The following is a 13,779-nucleotide window of genomic DNA, read 5'->3' as shown; positions in this document are numbered from 1 at the left end:
TTTATCTGCCCGATTTGGTCCAATAGCGGATATAGCTGCTCGGCTCTATGGAGTCACTCTTACAGGTCTGTACGGTGTACTGCATTATATAGTCTCTTGTTCAGAGCGCAATGGGATGTCTGCCGTAATAATTTTATTGTGAGTTATTTACTGTTTATACGTCGATTCGCGACCAGGAAAGCGTCCTCTCAGTTTGTATGTTTCCATATATTCCCGCTGTAAAATATTTTTTGCTATCGATTGTGCGAAGATAGACCAATCTATCCCTGATTGCATTGGATGAAGCGAGAATAACGCTCTAGCCGCCTGGGGAGCGGGTTTAACACGTGAGGGACTTGACAAATCGGTAAATATTGTGTATGATTATATATAAGGAGTGATAGGTACTCTAGAGTATCTAGTTAGTGCTATCGTCTCCACCTGGATTATCCATAACGAGTAAATAGGGCCGAGGAGCGTTTCCTTACGATTAGGAAGCAGTCCCCGGTTTTATTGTGTCTCTAAGTATACGATGGAAACACCGCCGGTTGTCACTTGTTCCATGTTTCACCAGAGTCCGGATCTCGTTATGGGGAAAACTAAGGATATCGGCGTTGTAGATAAGAACTTTTAGATTGAAGCCATTAGCATTGCACATTAAAAATAAAGTATGGAGGCTCCTATGAAAGTGGAGAAACGAGGCTCATCAAGCATCGCGCGCTACATTACCGTCCAAGATGCCGTTGAGCGCCTTGGGGTTGTAGAGCGCACCGTTCGCCGCTGGATCGAGAAGGACAAACTCCACGCTATCCGTGATGTGTCGGGTTCTGTTCGTCTCGATCTCGATGAGGTTGAGCTGATTGTCCAGGAACGGGGTGCAGTTGTTCCTTCTCCCCAGCAACAAATTGAGGCATTGCTTGAGTGCGTTGAACGTCTGAAATGCGAGAATGAGGCGCTGTTTGAGTGCGTTGAACGTCTGAAACGCGAGAATGAGGCGCGAGACCAGAAATGCAACGACCTTCAACAGCAAATCGATGTGATACGGCAGGAGCGCGTGAGTGAGTCAACAGCACATGGGCATGGATCATTATTGCTGCCTGCTACATCCCATTTCCTGCATAGCCACTCAGGACAAGAGCTACTAGCAAGGCGCGGCCTGCCAGAAGGAACTATGCGGTTAGTACAATTTGCCCAATTGCATCAGATCAAACTCTCAGATCTGAAAAAGTTGCATATGCTTCATGCGGTAAATCTAACCATCTATCAGCGCGAAGCAGAAGCAATACGTAATAAGCAGGAGTGGTGGATTACGCCGGAACAACATCAGCAGGTCGCGGACTATTGCCAGCAACATGATGTTCCATATGTAGTGTGTTCCCAATGTAGCCATGAAGGGGTTAACAAAGATAAATAAGGTGATATAAAGCAAAAACAATAAAAAAACAATTAATGTAAAAATTTTTGCATAGTAAAGACAGAGGCTATTTTTCCACTTTTTGGCACGATATATCACAAGATCATTTCTTTCTCACAGATGCTGAGCAGCCGAAGGCTTTTTCTTTAATAGCATAGAAGAGTGTTTTGAGTATTGGCATAATAAGCAGGAGCAAAGTTTGAGGTTGGGAAAAATAGAAGAGCAATACAATATGAAAGTAACGACTTCTTCATGTCATGTGTGAATAATGGACTCGTTTGTGGTATATTGAGCCCTCTTCCAGTCAAGAAGGTTTGTAAACTCTTCCTGGAATGCTAGCAGGTGCTGTTGTCGTATTTTCTGATCAGGCATTTCAATATCTTTCCAGATCAGCAACATGTGGATACTGGTCAGCTCGTCATCGCCCTTAATGATATAACGTGCGATGGTGCCTGGAAAAGTATGCTGGTTCGTTTGTTGGATGGCCATAAGCTTATCGACGACCGCTTGTTGTTGGTGAGAGAGCACAGGAACAACAATATCGGTGATGAGCACCTTTCCACGGCTGCGGTACCCACGCCAGGCGGGAGCCTTCTTCCTCATTCTTCCCGAAGGATTGGGCCTGAAGCGTTCAACGTCCTCGACACGCAGCATGAAGGCCCGGCCAACACGTACCACTGGGAGACGATTGGCTTTGACATACTGATACATGCGATGATTTGAGACCCCGAGCATTTTTGCCGCTTCACTGGTTGAGACATATCCCGGAATTGTAAGTTTATTATCGTTTTCTGCCATACATGTAGTCTATTTACCCTGAGACTTTCCTGTAAACTTCACTTTTTTACGTAGCTTTAGCTTTATCTATTAAACTTATGCGTATACTTATAAAAAATACTAAGCACACTGGTTAGTAGTGGTATCGACCATGGGTGGTCAGGAGTGAAGACAAGGTGAGCATATGAATGGAGACATGGCCCAAAGTTTCGTGGACGGAGAGGAAGAGGAGACGAACGACTGCTGGGGTGCGCGTGTGGCACAGTGGCGGCTGAAGTGGCACGAGTACTGTGCTGATACGGATGCTGTGAAGTTGGATAAAGACAGAGATCGGAGGCGGCAGATTGTTCGGCAAACATTGGTCCAGATATTGCAGCGTTTCTTGGACGGGACTATGACGCTCAGGGATTTCAATGCCCTCTGTCAACAGCAGACGCAGGATGCTCACAACGTGTTCAATCTCAAAGGAGCGTCTGGAGGTATGTGCTTTCATGAACTTTTGAATGATGTTCCCGATGATGAACTGCTGGTGCGTCGGCTCCGATCGGTCTTACCTGCCCCAACGAGAACCCGCGAGGGGAAGCGGGCGATGCTCTCGTTCTTCCGTTTCCTGGATATCATGATTGCTCAGCAGCGGATCAACCGAGAACAGATACAACCGGCCCGTGTCCCGTTTTTCTTGAGTGCATGGTGGTATCTGCAAGACAGTGAGCGCTGGCCAATGTTTACTCCGCTGGTCCATGAGGTGTTGATGGATGACCCACAACGGTCATCCACGGCGCATGTCATTGATGCCTATTTTGTGTTTCGTGCGCGATTCCTTGAGTTGTCCAAAGCACTCGAACTCTCCGCCTGGGACCTCGAACATCTGTTGACCTGGTATGGACGCCAGCAAGAAGCGCGTTCAGAGAAGCGAGATGCTGCGCTCCAGCGTGTTCCGGCACTCCTACGCAAGCACGAGCAAGAACATGTTTCCCATCCCGTCGTTCTACCCAAGACAGATGAAGAGTTCGTAGCTGAGGATGAACAGCTGATCAAACATGAGCGCGAGGTACATACCCATGTGCAGTGGTTGCTGGCGAAAATTGGGCACAAAATCGGGTGTACGGTGTGGATTGCCATCAATGATCATCAAAAAACCTGGAAGCATGAGCGGTTAGGCGCATTGAGCCTTCCGACGCTCCCGTTTTTTACGGACTCGCCAGTGCAACACATTATTCGCAGGATCGATGTGCTCTGGATCTTCCAGGAAAAGATTGTCGCCGCCTATGAAATCGAGCATACCACCAATATCGCCGGGGGGTTGCTGCGCCTGTATGATTTGGGATCGCTGTGTGAGCATGCTCAATATCTCTGTATTGTGGCTCCCCCCGAACGCTTTCAGCGCATTCAATGTGAACTGGCTCGCCCCACCTTTCATAACCAACCCATGTATGAACGGTGTCAGCTGATGTCCGAAGACCTTCTTCTGGAACACGAAGAGCACATTCTGCGTTGGGCAGGCAGCCTCTCGATTGTCGAGAGCCTCCTGCATCCAGGTGACCCAAAGAACATGTGATCTGTCAGGAAGAGCCGTGTCTCATGTAGACATGCTCCCCTTTTTTTGAGTACGCTGCTTTTGCGCTTGTGTTTCAAATGAAGCATATTATCCTGTATTTGACATTCAAGCGTTTAAGGAAGAAACGAAAGAAGGTTCTTATGGAGAGAGACGAAAAGTATTTCATTGATCCTTGAACGCGTCGACGAGATGGCTCGATTACTGGAGCAGGATGCGATCATCACGCAAGGGCGGCCGCTTCCTGAACAACCTCCTGAAACCATTACTCACATGACTGATGTATTGGAGCTCGCGTGCGGGCCAGGTGGGTGGGGATTGCAACTTCTTCAGAACTATCCGCATATGCATCTGGTTGGCGTCGATCTGAGTCAGCGCATGATCGCGTTTGTCAATTCGCAGGCCCACTCAACGCGCGCCAACGCCCAATTTTACGAAATGGATATCACGAAGCCACTTGATTTTCCCGAGGAGTCCTTTGATCTCATTAACGCTCGCTTTATCAGCGGACTCTTGTTGAGAGACTCGTGGAGGCCACTGGTCGAGCAGTGCAAGCGGCTACTCCGGCCCGGTGGAATCTTACGGCTGACGGAATGCGAATCAGCGGTTACCAACAACGAGGCGCAAAATCAGATGGCAGAGCTGGTGACGCAGACCATGTATCTCTCGGGGCGCGGTTTTAATGCAACCGGGACATTTGGCATCGTGAACAGGTTTCCCAATTTTCTACGCGATGCTGGCTTCCAACAGGTCAATATTTATCCTCAGGCCATTGACATCAGCACCGGGCGTGAGTACGCCAAAGCTATTCAACAAGATTTTACCATGTCACTGCAATTACTCAAGCCATTTCTTGTGCCATTACGACTTCTCCCATCGGAAGAGGCCTTCGACGAACTCCTTCAGAACGTCATCGCTGGTTGGGAAAATACGTATATGGGGATCTGGTTTCTCCTCACTGCATGGGGCATCAAACAATAAACGTGCATGGTTCTATGGTGAGGACCACATCTGTTTTGTGGCAGGCGCGGTAAGGTAACACCTGCCACAGCATACGAAGAACAGATTGCGCTACAATGCATCGGTGTGGTCTGACCGCAATAGGAATACCCCTTTCTACCAGCCATCTCTTGATTTTCTCATGGGCATCTGATTCAAATTATGATGTTCTTACTGGCAGCTTCAAACTTCCGATCGTAATCATTGGCTGTTTGTCTTCAACGGTCAGGATAGAGTTATGGGGTTGTGGTTTTCCCAGGCTGACAAATTCATGATAGGCCTGCAGAAGCGTATCCCACAATGAGGCCTGGCTGCCATAGGTGGTCAGCGTCCACTCCTGGTGCTCGGGATGGCGTTGGAAGCGAGCGATTGTGCGGTGGTGGGGATCGACTACGGAGATGGTGGGAATTGGCGTGCCGGATTGACGCTGAATCGGTCGGGTTTGTGTGACCTGGCAGCCAGGGATGCGCCATTGGAGGAACCAGCGGAAAGCATAATCATTGAGGATGTCCGGAAAGGGATGGTGTGCTGGCAGCGCGCATGGATCATGCTGCTGCAAATCTTTGATGCGCGGGACATCAGGTGCGGCGATGGCATCGCTGAAGAGGGGCATAAAGTGGAGGGGTTCTGGGCGGAAATGCCCGACGATCCCATCCTCCGTTTTGTCGATGACGAGGAAGCCACTGGCTAGCGACCCTTGCAGATCCATGACGAGCTTGCCGCCCGGAGCTAACTGGTCAATAAGAGGGGGCGGAACGGTTGGGATACTGGCTGTGACTATGATGCGGTCGTAGGGGGCGTTTAGTGGATAGCCTTGAAAGCCATCGCCGATGATGACGGTGACGCCCGGCCCGATGGTGTGCTCCAAGGCGGCAATAGCGCTGGCTGTCAGTATGGGATCGACATCAATGGTCGAAACGTGTGCTGGACTGCCCGTGATCTGCGCCAGGAGGGCCGCGTTGTATCCTGTACCGGTGCCAACTTCTAAGGCGGTGTGCCCTGGTTGCATGTCCAGTGCTTCGAGCATCTTGACCATAATCGAGGGCAGGGAGCTGGAGCTTGCGGGCATCTTGCGATCATCGAGTTTGGTGACCAGCGGCTGGTCTGTATAGATCTGCTCCAGGTACGCGGTTGGCTCTGACATAACTGCCTCATGCCGTACCCAGTCGAGCCTGGGACTCTCTGACTGTTCAAGGAAGAACGGGATGAAGGCCTCACGCGGAATGCTCAGAAAGGCCTGCGTGATGGCTGGCGAGTGGAGCGCGCCGCTGTTGATGAGTGTTGTCACCAACTGCTGGCGCAACTGTGCTGAACGGATTGGGATGGGTGTCATAGGCGATAGTCCTCCGGAAAGACTAAGAGATCGGCCATGGCTTCTTTCAACCGGAAGCGTCCGGCTAAACGGAGCTGGAGCCAGTAGTATTGGCCATTAGGATTGAGGTCGAGGAAGACATATTCTCCCGCCGGGGTCACGATGAAATCGATGGACGAGTACTGCAGTTCAAAGCGGCGGACCATCTCGAGCACGTTCGTCCGGATGTCATCGGGTAAGCGGTGGACGTCGTAGCGCAAGTCGTCGTAGCCCCGGCGAAAATCGACCCTGGCCCGCGTACTGTGCTGGGAATGAATTTCGGCGGCGAAGACTTGTCGTCCGATGACGACCACGCGAACTTCGATGCGCTTGGGAATGTGCTCCTGGAACATATGCCCCGTCGCCCGGACGCGTTGGAACTGGGCCAGGTGCTCCCGCTGCACCTGGCTGGTGTAAATGAATCGCTCGATCTGTCCCTGCGCATCTTCCAGCGAGCCTTTCGAGACTGCTTTGAGAATGACGTTTCCCTGGCAACGCTCATAAAACGCGCGTGCCGCGTCGGGATCGTTGGTGATCAGGGTCTCGGGAATGCGTAATCCGGCATCCCGGGCCATCGCCAGCTGGAGTGCTTTCAAATCCGCGCGGCGCACGCTGTGGGTGCGACTGACCCAGCAGGTGTTCTGAAGTGCCAGGCTTTCGAGCACGCCGGTCAAGGCTTTCTCGGCCTCCTCCTCGATGAATGTCGCTTCACCCGGTGACGATGAGTGAGGTGCCCGATATTTCTGCGGTCGGCGGCGCCAGATGCTGGTCAGCCCTTCGAGTTCGATGGTGCATTGGCCCATGGAAAGCGTGCCCGTGCAGGCGGGGCTGTGGGGCATATACTGCATGGCAAGGCTGCTCTGCTCAGGGAAATCCGCGGTGTGGAATCGGAAGACCCGGGCACCTCGGGCCTGTATTTCTTCGACGACCGGCGGCGTATGCGGATCATACGGTTTGGTGAGGATGAGCACGTTTCTCATCACTCCTCATCCTCTTCGGTATCTTGTATCGTTTTGCCATCAATTGAAGTCTGGACGATGATGGTGGGGGACGCGACCAGGTTCTCCTCCTGAAGAGGGGTCTGGGCATAGAGCAAACTGAATGGAATCAGTTGAGTCTCCATTGGTATTGTTCTCCTTTGTTGTTTTGCGCGTGATGGGTGCAGCATGAGGCGCAGTGGAGGGCGCCTCAAACCTTCGGTTTGTGCTATTCTTCGTCACCGTCCTCTTCCGTATCGGTTCTGACGATGCCATCGCGGCTCGTCTGCGTTTCCGTTTCGGCCCCCGCTGTTTCATCCCCTCGCTGGGTCAGCGGCTGGCGGGTTGTGTACAAGAAACTAAACGGCATGGCAACATCTTCAGGTTCCATCGTTCTTCCTCCTTCTTTATTGGATACATGACTGACGTAATGCAATGCGGAATCGAGAAGGCCGGCATCTGGAAAGAAGCAGCACAATAGCCGCGATCCCGACCTTCCTCCTGTGACAGGGTTGACCTTTCATCGGCAGCGCCGACGAGCGTACCAGCCACAGGCATCGCGACGGGAGCCATGGGGCGTGTGGCCAAGGCCCCGGCCGCCATGTCTATGGCGGGTTGGCGTATCCATACTTCTGTAGGATCGCCTGTGGAAACTCGTCAGATGGATAGCGCAGGGTACTTATGCCATAGCGGGTGACAGTTTCATAGATCTGGTAGCGATCGGGAAAGGTAATGCGAAAGCGGGTCGAATCGGCACGTGGCCAGATCTCGATACGCCGGGTCCCCTCGGGGAAGTGCACGGTCCAATGCTGTTCGCTTTCCTCTATCGTGGCTCCATGGTCTATCAGGATGCGCTTCACGATGGCCTCGACATCCGCATAGGGTCTGGATGTGCGTATGGTGGTGACGAACTCAATATCCCCGAAATCATACTGCTGGATGTTCCCCATTTGTTTTTCCTACCCGATGATGTGGATATAGGTCTCGACGGTAATGCGCGCCGCTTCCTCCTCGCCGATATGTGTGGCCAGCTGTTCCTGCAATGGCGTCATCGCTTCAAATTTATGGTTGATGATGTCATGAGCGCCAGTCACCTGGAAGTCAGCCATCATACGCCGGAGCGCCTCGCATTCCAACTCAATTTGACGCAGGAGTGTTGCAACTTCGCTTTTCATGGTTCACCTCTTTCTTATGAGATTGTGTAAGAATAAGGGTACCCTGATTGCAGCCCGGATCACATGTTGTTTGCATGACAAAAGATGCCGCTTATAAGATAGTATGTTCTATGTTATAATTCATGGGTAGAAAATGACATCGCGAGGAGGAGCGTAGGCCATGCATGCACCCAAGGAGAAAAAGCCCAACAGAAAACTCCGCATGCAGCGAGAGATGCGCGGCTGGTCCCAGAAGAAAGTGGGGCTGGAAATTGATACCAGTAAGGACATGATCAGTCGCTGGGAAACAGGAGAGAGAAGCCCGAGTCCGTATTATCAGGCAAAACTGTGCACGCTATTTGATCGCTCGGCAGAAGAATTAGGATTCGTAGTTTCTTCCAAACAAGAAACCACACCCTCTGCGTGCACTGATCGTTCGTTTTTGATGCCAGATGTTGACACGCAAGGTGTACTTCCATTCATCTCACAGGCTGTTTCGCACGGTATAATAACTGCAGTGAAAGAGCTAAAAGAGCTAGAAGAGGGTAGACACTTGGATGCACGACGACGGCAATTTATGCAGCAGGCATTGGGAGCGACTGTCGCTTCTTCTCTCATCCCTGACACTGATATCCTTGCGAGGTTGGTCAGAGCGTTGAAGAAACCCGCAGGGGTCGATATGTCACTGCTGGCGCACCTTGAGTTGATCACCAAAAATAATCGGCAACGGTTTATTCGTTCCCAAAAGTCAACACTCCTTTTACACGATGTTTCCAGGCACTTAGAAATCATTACGCACCTGTTGGAATCTTCTCCTCCAGAAGATGCCAACCATCTGCTGTGCCGATTCGCAGCCGAAACCAGCCAGCTTATCGGCGATATTTTATTTAATGCGGGTAACAATGCCCAGGCTGAGCGCTATTATGATGTTGCGTTGCAGGCAGCGGAAGAATGCAACCATGCGGTGCTCCACGCCGTTATCCTTGGCCGAAAGAGCTTTATTCCTCTCTATGGAGGAGATGCTGAGAACGCGCTCCCACTGTTGCAAGAGGCACGTACTCAGGCAGCGGGCACTGCGGCAGATGTGGTGACCGCCTGGATGTGGGCGGTCGAGGCGGAAGTTCAGGCTCGTCTGAAAAATGCAGACGGTTGTCAGCGAGCGTTACACCAATCCGAGCGATTGATAGAACGAGGGCGATCGGGTGAGGTTTCCTACACCTTTGCCGACCCATCGTATTCCCCATTCACACAATCGCACCTGCTCGGGTATAAGGGGGCGTGTTTTGTACGCCTGCAGCAGCCGCGCAAAGCACAAAGATTTTTGAATGAGCGGCTCGCATCCATGGATGAAACGCGTATTCATAAGAAATCGATCACGCTTGTTGACCTGGCGACAACTTTCGTTCAGATGGACGAAGTTGAAGCAGCCTGCAAGCATGTTGAGCAGGCTCTGGCGATCCTTGAGCAAACGCGATCCGCGCGAGTCTTTCAACGCGTCCTCGCGCATCGCCATCAGCTCGAACGGCGGAAGAATACTACCCATGTGAAAAACCTGGATGCGCGCATAGAAAGTGTCTTGCCCTCTATCCAGTTTCAAGGAGCACTATGAACACATTGGATCAGCCCTCCGCTGGTGTGCTCTATGTGATTGCATGCGGCAGTTCATCGGCGTTCCTCGTTCCGGATCTAGTACAATGTGCTCAAGCAGCAGGATGGACCGTATGTGTCATCACGACGCCCTCTGGCAGACATTTCATTGATATGCTGGCACTCGAGCAACTCACGGGATACCCTGTACGGAGCGAGTACAAAAAGCCGGAAGAGCCAGATGTGCTCCCGCGAGCCGATGCTATTGTCGTATTTCCTGCTACCTTTAACACCATCAATAAATGGGCACTAGGGATCAGCGATACGCTGGCCGTGGGTTTGCTCAGTGAGTATACAGGTCTAAATAAGCCAATTGTAGCCGTCCCCTGTTTTAAAACGGGTGGTGGGTTGGATACCAATCCAGCCTTTAAGAGAAGTCTGCGTTTACTCCGGAAATACAAAGTCCATGTTTTGTATGAGCCTGAACTCTATCCTCCCAAGAATCGCGTTCCGCCGGAAATTATCCTTGCGACATTGAACGATGTCATCAATGAGAAGGTCGATAACAAACAGGTGGAATAAACCCCTGGTTTGCGTATCAGCAATCTGATGTTCTCTTGTGGCAATGGAACACCTCTGTTTGAGCTGGCCCAATGCCTTTTTTCTTTACACATGTCAGTTACAGAAGAGATGCAGTCGCTTTTATCTGGATTTTGTAGGTTTCAATTGCTGCATTTAGTGCTTCTGCTTCCGCTAGTTTTCCTGTGCCTAAAAAGACGGCACGTTTTCCCTGTAATAGGGGTAAAGAACCTGGCGCCCAACGTAGCCCTTCGTCATAACTCCGTAGCACCTCTTCATAACGCTGTGGTCCTGACATAGAACTACAGGGAGGTTTAGGGAGAGGCCTGCTGAAGTGGATGAACATGTTTCTCCTGCCCTGCTGATGCGATTGTATTCCCAAGTCTGGGATAGAATCGAATAATCGACGATGCCCGAGGTGAAAGAGAGGAAATCGGCGTCTAGGAGGCATACTTTGCCTTGTCGGGCTCTCTTGCTATGCTCTACAATGAGGGTGAATGCTTCTACAAAAAAAGCTACAGAATGAGCGAGGACAAAGAATGAATCATAACGACCATGTCAGGTTGTTGCGCAAGGGGGTGGTGGGGCCTGGTGGGGTGTGGGCCGATCTCGGCTCGGGCTGGGGAGCCTTTACGCTGGCCCTGGCTGACCTGCTCGGGCCAACGGCGCGTATCTACTCGATAGACAAAGAGCGCGCCTCGCTCAGGCAGCAAGAGCAGGCACTACATGAGCACTTTCCGACCGTCGAGGTTGCCTACCAGGCAACTGACTTTACGCGCCATCTGGACCTACCCCCACTCGATGGCGTGGTGATGGCCAACTCGCTGCACTATGTGCGCAAGAAGGACGATCTGTTGCAGCGTGTGCGCGGGTATCTGCGTCCCGGAGGGCGCCTGCTGCTGGTCGAGTACAATGCCGATCGCGGCAACTTCTGGGCTCCCTATCCGCTTTCCTATCGTACCTGGGAGGCGCTGGCACGGCAGAACGGCTTTGCGCACACTACCCTGCTGGAACGCGCCCCCAGCCGCTATCTCAACGAGATTTACTCGGCTCTGAGCATTCGCCCGGATTGAGCCGGGCAGAATGGCTCCGGGTGTTGCCTGATCAGCACGTTCCTTGCTGCTTCCGCTTTTTTTCCGCCGGGTAGCCCACCGATTTTCGAATGCCGTGGACATCGGTAAGGGAGGACTGCGGGATTACCCAGATCCCCTTTGGCGGGAGGCCTCCGATGCGTTTTTGCACCAGAAGTTCTCCTACCTGGATCTCGGTGGCTTTGTGCGCCGGCAAGCCTTTCTCAATCCAGCGCTCCACCGTACGTACCGAGACCCGGAAGTGATCAGCGACTTCCTTCGCGGTCAACAACTGCTCTGTTTGCATTATTACCTCTCCTTTTTCTCACACGCGCTTCCAAAGGGGGCGCCGCGTCGCCATCGCATATGTGAATATATGTCGTCGCGTCGTCATATATTGCAGCTTCCTATGCGGACACTGTGTTGTACTGGATGATCGCGTGTTGCTGCGCGAAATAGCGCTCCCATGCCTCATGCGAGCTGACCCGGTGTGCTTTGACGGCCTCAGTGCTGGCCCACCACTCGACCTGAACATACCAGACGCCGGGATGATACTCGTCCTCCTCGACGCGCGCCACGGCGTCGTAGCCCTGTGCCTGCACCTCGTGTTCAATCCACGCGGCAAGCGCTGCCGCATCCGCCTCACACGCGAGGAACTCGTACGTCTCTGGCTCATCTGAAAGGGTCGTGAGGGTGTCCTGCACGGGAACATAGGGCGTCTCGACGCGATGCGAGGTGGGTGCGAACCGGGCGCACCGGCGCTTGTGTTCCAGGAAGGCCAGCACACGGCGTTTGCCCTGCGCGTTTTTCTGCACCAGGTCGTGGACGTGCACATCATCCCCATAGTGGTCGCGCCACCAGTCGTCGGACCCGTGCTTCCACGACTCGCGTATCTCCTCCAGGCTCAACTGTGGTGTTTCCGCGAGGTTCAGTAGCGCAAAGGCGGCTTTGAGTTCACGCGGCCGCTCGGAGGTGGTATACGGGCGTCCGCGCAGTTGTTCGATGAGTTCCACGACCGCAGGTGCCGAACGTTCAGGGAATGCTGGCGTGACATGTTCTGCAGGAGGGGCCGACGCCTGCCCATCTTCCTTCCTTGCTTCCCGCGCCTGGAGGTCGGGGGATGGCTCTCTGACCTCCTTAGAGATGTGCATGGGAGCACAAGCCATAGGGGATTCATTTGCATTTCCGTCTGCTATGGCTAGCAGGCGGTGCACACACTGTTGAAGGTCAAGGAGTACATCTCGTGTCATATGACGAACATCGGTACATAGATGGCCAGCAGGAGCAACAGCCTGTGTTGGTTGGGTGTCTTTTTGTGCTGCTGTGGATATCGCGCAAGCAGCTTCTTCTCTTTTTTCTTTTCCAGTATCTTTCGTATATCTTTCTGGGGCCAATTTTTGGCTTTCTGCGGGCTTAACCGGGGGGTCAAAAATTGTGGGTGGAGGGGTCAATAATTGGCGGTTGTGGGGGTCATGTAGTGTATCCCGCAAGTGTTGGACCAGAGGGTCAATTATTGAGGGAGTCAATGTTTGACCCTCTGCGTTTCGGGTGGCGCGTGGTTTGCGCATGATCGCTCGCATATCGATGTCGCGCATTCTAGTGGGAATGCGTGAACACAGCAGAGCGATGAGGGGTTTATTCAACAGGTATGCATTGGCCTGGTGTGGTCCTCGGCCGGGGCGCTCAAAGACCAGGAACTGCGCTTTCAGGGAATCGAGTGCGGTGACGAGCGTGGTTTTGCTCTGTACTGTTCCCCACAGCGCATCCAGCAATCCCTCATGCGAGATGGAGACCCAGAGGCACACGTCGGGGTGCGCGTGGTACGCCGCGATGGCGCGCTCGGTATAGGCCTCTATGATGCGCAGGACCTTGGCCGCCGTTTCATCCTGGGTGAGGATAAGGAAACTCGGTTTGAGCTTCAGGAAAATAGTCATGGGATCAGGGGTAAACGGCTCACAACTCGCGCCGGGATCTGGGAGGCAGCCCACGGCCCTTGTCGATCGTTCTGCGGTCTGGAGTGCTCTCTGTTGCATCGGTATGTTCATCCTTTCTTCTTGCTGCTTGTATACTCGCTAGTGCCGTGATGTGGTTCTGCCGTTCACGCGGGATCCTGGCACGGGCACGCTCCCTTATTTGAGGGAGGTGTTTCCTTCGGAAAAAGACAACACGCGCCCCTGACGCGACCTTCGTGGCAGCTGTCATGTCTGCCTGGAATGCCGCGATCAGGTGATGGGTTGTCTGGTTGCCAGTTGCTCGCTGGCCAGTGATAGAGGGGGTGAAGCGCGCCCGTGTGCTGTAAGCCGCTACTCGTGCTCGTTCAAGGTGATGGGTAGCGAC

15 protein-coding genes and 1 pseudogene are annotated in these 13,779 nt (G+C 52.8%); 7 read left to right on the top strand and 9 right to left on the bottom strand.

Going from position 1 to position 13,779, the window contains the following annotated elements:
* Window positions 1-661: 661 nt before the first annotated feature.
* The gene (locus AABA21_RS05985; RefSeq protein WP_338248075.1) at window positions 662-1,393 is read left to right on the top strand and encodes a helix-turn-helix domain-containing protein; all 732 of its coding nucleotides are present in this window, start codon (window positions 662-664) and stop codon (window positions 1,391-1,393) included.
* A 255-nt stretch (window positions 1,394-1,648) separates the two neighbouring features.
* On the opposite strand, the gene AABA21_RS05980 is transcribed toward AABA21_RS05985, so the two are convergent.
* Window positions 1,649-2,191 carry a helix-turn-helix domain-containing protein gene (locus tag AABA21_RS05980; RefSeq protein ID WP_338248074.1) on the bottom strand — a complete coding sequence of 181 codons (543 nt, stop codon included), beginning with the start codon at window positions 2,189-2,191 and terminating at the stop codon, window positions 1,649-1,651.
* A gap of 163 nt (window positions 2,192-2,354) precedes the next feature.
* Here AABA21_RS05980 and AABA21_RS05975 point away from each other — a divergent pair, with 163 nt between their 5' ends.
* Both AABA21_RS05975 and AABA21_RS05970 read left to right on the top strand, forming a co-directional pair.
* Window positions 2,355-3,728: a hypothetical protein gene (locus AABA21_RS05975; protein ID WP_338248073.1), complete on the top strand. Its 1,374-nt coding sequence runs from the start codon at window positions 2,355-2,357 to the stop codon at window positions 3,726-3,728.
* 165 nt (window positions 3,729-3,893) lie between these two features.
* The gene (locus AABA21_RS05970; RefSeq protein ID WP_338248072.1) at window positions 3,894-4,706 is read left to right on the top strand and encodes a class I SAM-dependent methyltransferase; all 813 of its coding nucleotides are present in this window, start codon (window positions 3,894-3,896) and stop codon (window positions 4,704-4,706) included.
* Window positions 4,707-4,884: 178 nt separating this feature from the next.
* Here the strand turns inward: AABA21_RS05970 and AABA21_RS05965 are convergent, their stop codons facing one another.
* The 6 genes from AABA21_RS05965 to AABA21_RS05940 form a co-directional block, all read right to left on the bottom strand.
* The gene (locus AABA21_RS05965) at window positions 4,885-6,057 is read right to left on the bottom strand and encodes a methyltransferase domain-containing protein (protein WP_338248071.1); all 1,173 of its coding nucleotides are present in this window, start codon (window positions 6,055-6,057) and stop codon (window positions 4,885-4,887) included.
* Window positions 6,054-7,055 carry an MvdC/MvdD family ATP grasp protein gene (locus tag AABA21_RS05960; protein ID WP_338248070.1) on the bottom strand — a complete coding sequence of 334 codons (1,002 nt, stop codon included), beginning with the start codon at window positions 7,053-7,055 and terminating at the stop codon, window positions 6,054-6,056. The genes AABA21_RS05965 and AABA21_RS05960 overlap by 4 nt, the downstream gene beginning before the upstream one ends.
* Window positions 7,055-7,198: a hypothetical protein gene (locus AABA21_RS05955; RefSeq protein ID WP_338248069.1), complete on the bottom strand. Its 144-nt coding sequence runs from the start codon at window positions 7,196-7,198 to the stop codon at window positions 7,055-7,057. The genes AABA21_RS05960 and AABA21_RS05955 overlap by 1 nt, the downstream gene beginning before the upstream one ends.
* Window positions 7,199-7,281: 83 nt before the next feature.
* On the bottom strand, window positions 7,282-7,443 hold the full coding sequence (locus tag AABA21_RS05950; RefSeq protein ID WP_338248068.1) for a hypothetical protein: 162 nt from the start codon (window positions 7,441-7,443) through the stop codon (window positions 7,282-7,284).
* Between the two features lie 214 nt (window positions 7,444-7,657).
* Complete coding sequence (locus tag AABA21_RS05945; RefSeq protein ID WP_338248067.1) at window positions 7,658-8,002, bottom strand: hypothetical protein; 345 nt, start codon at window positions 8,000-8,002, stop codon at window positions 7,658-7,660.
* A gap of 9 nt (window positions 8,003-8,011) precedes the next feature.
* Complete coding sequence (locus AABA21_RS05940; protein WP_338248066.1) at window positions 8,012-8,227, bottom strand: hypothetical protein; 216 nt, start codon at window positions 8,225-8,227, stop codon at window positions 8,012-8,014.
* Window positions 8,228-8,387: 160 nt separating this feature from the next.
* Here AABA21_RS05940 and AABA21_RS39285 point away from each other — a divergent pair.
* The 4 genes and pseudogenes from AABA21_RS39285 to AABA21_RS05925 all read left to right on the top strand — a co-directional run.
* Window positions 8,388-8,576, top strand: a pseudogene (locus AABA21_RS39285) (helix-turn-helix domain-containing protein); the annotation flags it as partial.
* A gap of 183 nt (window positions 8,577-8,759) precedes the next feature.
* Entirely contained in the window at window positions 8,760-9,815 is a 1,056-nt protein-coding gene (locus tag AABA21_RS05935) for an NsdA family TPR-like regulatory protein (RefSeq protein ID WP_338248065.1), read from the top strand.
* On the top strand, window positions 9,812-10,375 hold the full coding sequence (locus tag AABA21_RS05930) for a flavoprotein (protein WP_338248064.1): 564 nt from the start codon (window positions 9,812-9,814) through the stop codon (window positions 10,373-10,375). The genes AABA21_RS05935 and AABA21_RS05930 overlap by 4 nt, the downstream gene beginning before the upstream one ends.
* Before the next feature lie 536 nt (window positions 10,376-10,911).
* Entirely contained in the window at window positions 10,912-11,445 is a 534-nt protein-coding gene (locus AABA21_RS05925) for a class I SAM-dependent methyltransferase (protein WP_338248063.1), read from the top strand.
* A gap of 31 nt (window positions 11,446-11,476) precedes the next feature.
* Here AABA21_RS05925 and AABA21_RS05920 read toward each other — a convergent pair whose 3' ends face one another.
* Both AABA21_RS05920 and AABA21_RS05915 read right to left on the bottom strand, forming a co-directional pair.
* Entirely contained in the window at window positions 11,477-11,752 is a 276-nt protein-coding gene (locus tag AABA21_RS05920; protein WP_338251004.1) for a helix-turn-helix domain-containing protein, read from the bottom strand.
* 97 nt (window positions 11,753-11,849) lie between these two features.
* Entirely contained in the window at window positions 11,850-13,475 is a 1,626-nt protein-coding gene (locus tag AABA21_RS05915) for a hypothetical protein (protein WP_338248062.1), read from the bottom strand.
* Between the last annotated feature and the right edge of the window lie 304 nt (window positions 13,476-13,779).

The organism is Dictyobacter halimunensis (assembly GCF_036245075.1).
The sequence above is the reverse complement of the archived record's forward strand: the minus strand, read 5'-3'. Positions and strand labels throughout refer to the sequence as shown.

Excerpts from the sequence above, each read along its gene's own strand:
- AABA21_RS05965 (WP_338248071.1), bottom strand. The coding sequence starts at position 6,057 with ATGACACCCATCCCAATCCGTTCAGCACAGTTGCGCCAGCAGTTGGTG.
- AABA21_RS05960 (WP_338248070.1), bottom strand. The coding sequence starts at position 7,055 with ATGAGAAACGTGCTCATCCTCACCAAACCGTATGATCCGCATACGCCG.
- AABA21_RS05925 (WP_338248063.1), top strand. The coding sequence starts at position 10,912 with ATGAATCATAACGACCATGTCAGGTTGTTGCGCAAGGGGGTGGTGGGG.
- AABA21_RS05950 (WP_338248068.1), bottom strand. The coding sequence starts at position 7,443 with ATGGAACCTGAAGATGTTGCCATGCCGTTTAGTTTCTTGTACACAACC.
- AABA21_RS05945 (WP_338248067.1), bottom strand. The coding sequence starts at position 8,002 with ATGGGGAACATCCAGCAGTATGATTTCGGGGATATTGAGTTCGTCACC.
- AABA21_RS05985 (WP_338248075.1), top strand. The coding sequence starts at position 662 with ATGAAAGTGGAGAAACGAGGCTCATCAAGCATCGCGCGCTACATTACC.
- AABA21_RS05980 (WP_338248074.1), bottom strand. The coding sequence starts at position 2,191 with ATGGCAGAAAACGATAATAAACTTACAATTCCGGGATATGTCTCAACC.
- AABA21_RS05940 (WP_338248066.1), bottom strand. The coding sequence starts at position 8,227 with ATGAAAAGCGAAGTTGCAACACTCCTGCGTCAAATTGAGTTGGAATGC.
- AABA21_RS05975 (WP_338248073.1), top strand. The coding sequence starts at position 2,355 with ATGAATGGAGACATGGCCCAAAGTTTCGTGGACGGAGAGGAAGAGGAG.
- AABA21_RS05955 (WP_338248069.1), bottom strand. The coding sequence starts at position 7,198 with ATGGAGACTCAACTGATTCCATTCAGTTTGCTCTATGCCCAGACCCCT.
- AABA21_RS05930 (WP_338248064.1), top strand. The coding sequence starts at position 9,812 with ATGAACACATTGGATCAGCCCTCCGCTGGTGTGCTCTATGTGATTGCA.
- AABA21_RS05915 (WP_338248062.1), bottom strand. The coding sequence starts at position 13,475 with ATGCAACAGAGAGCACTCCAGACCGCAGAACGATCGACAAGGGCCGTG.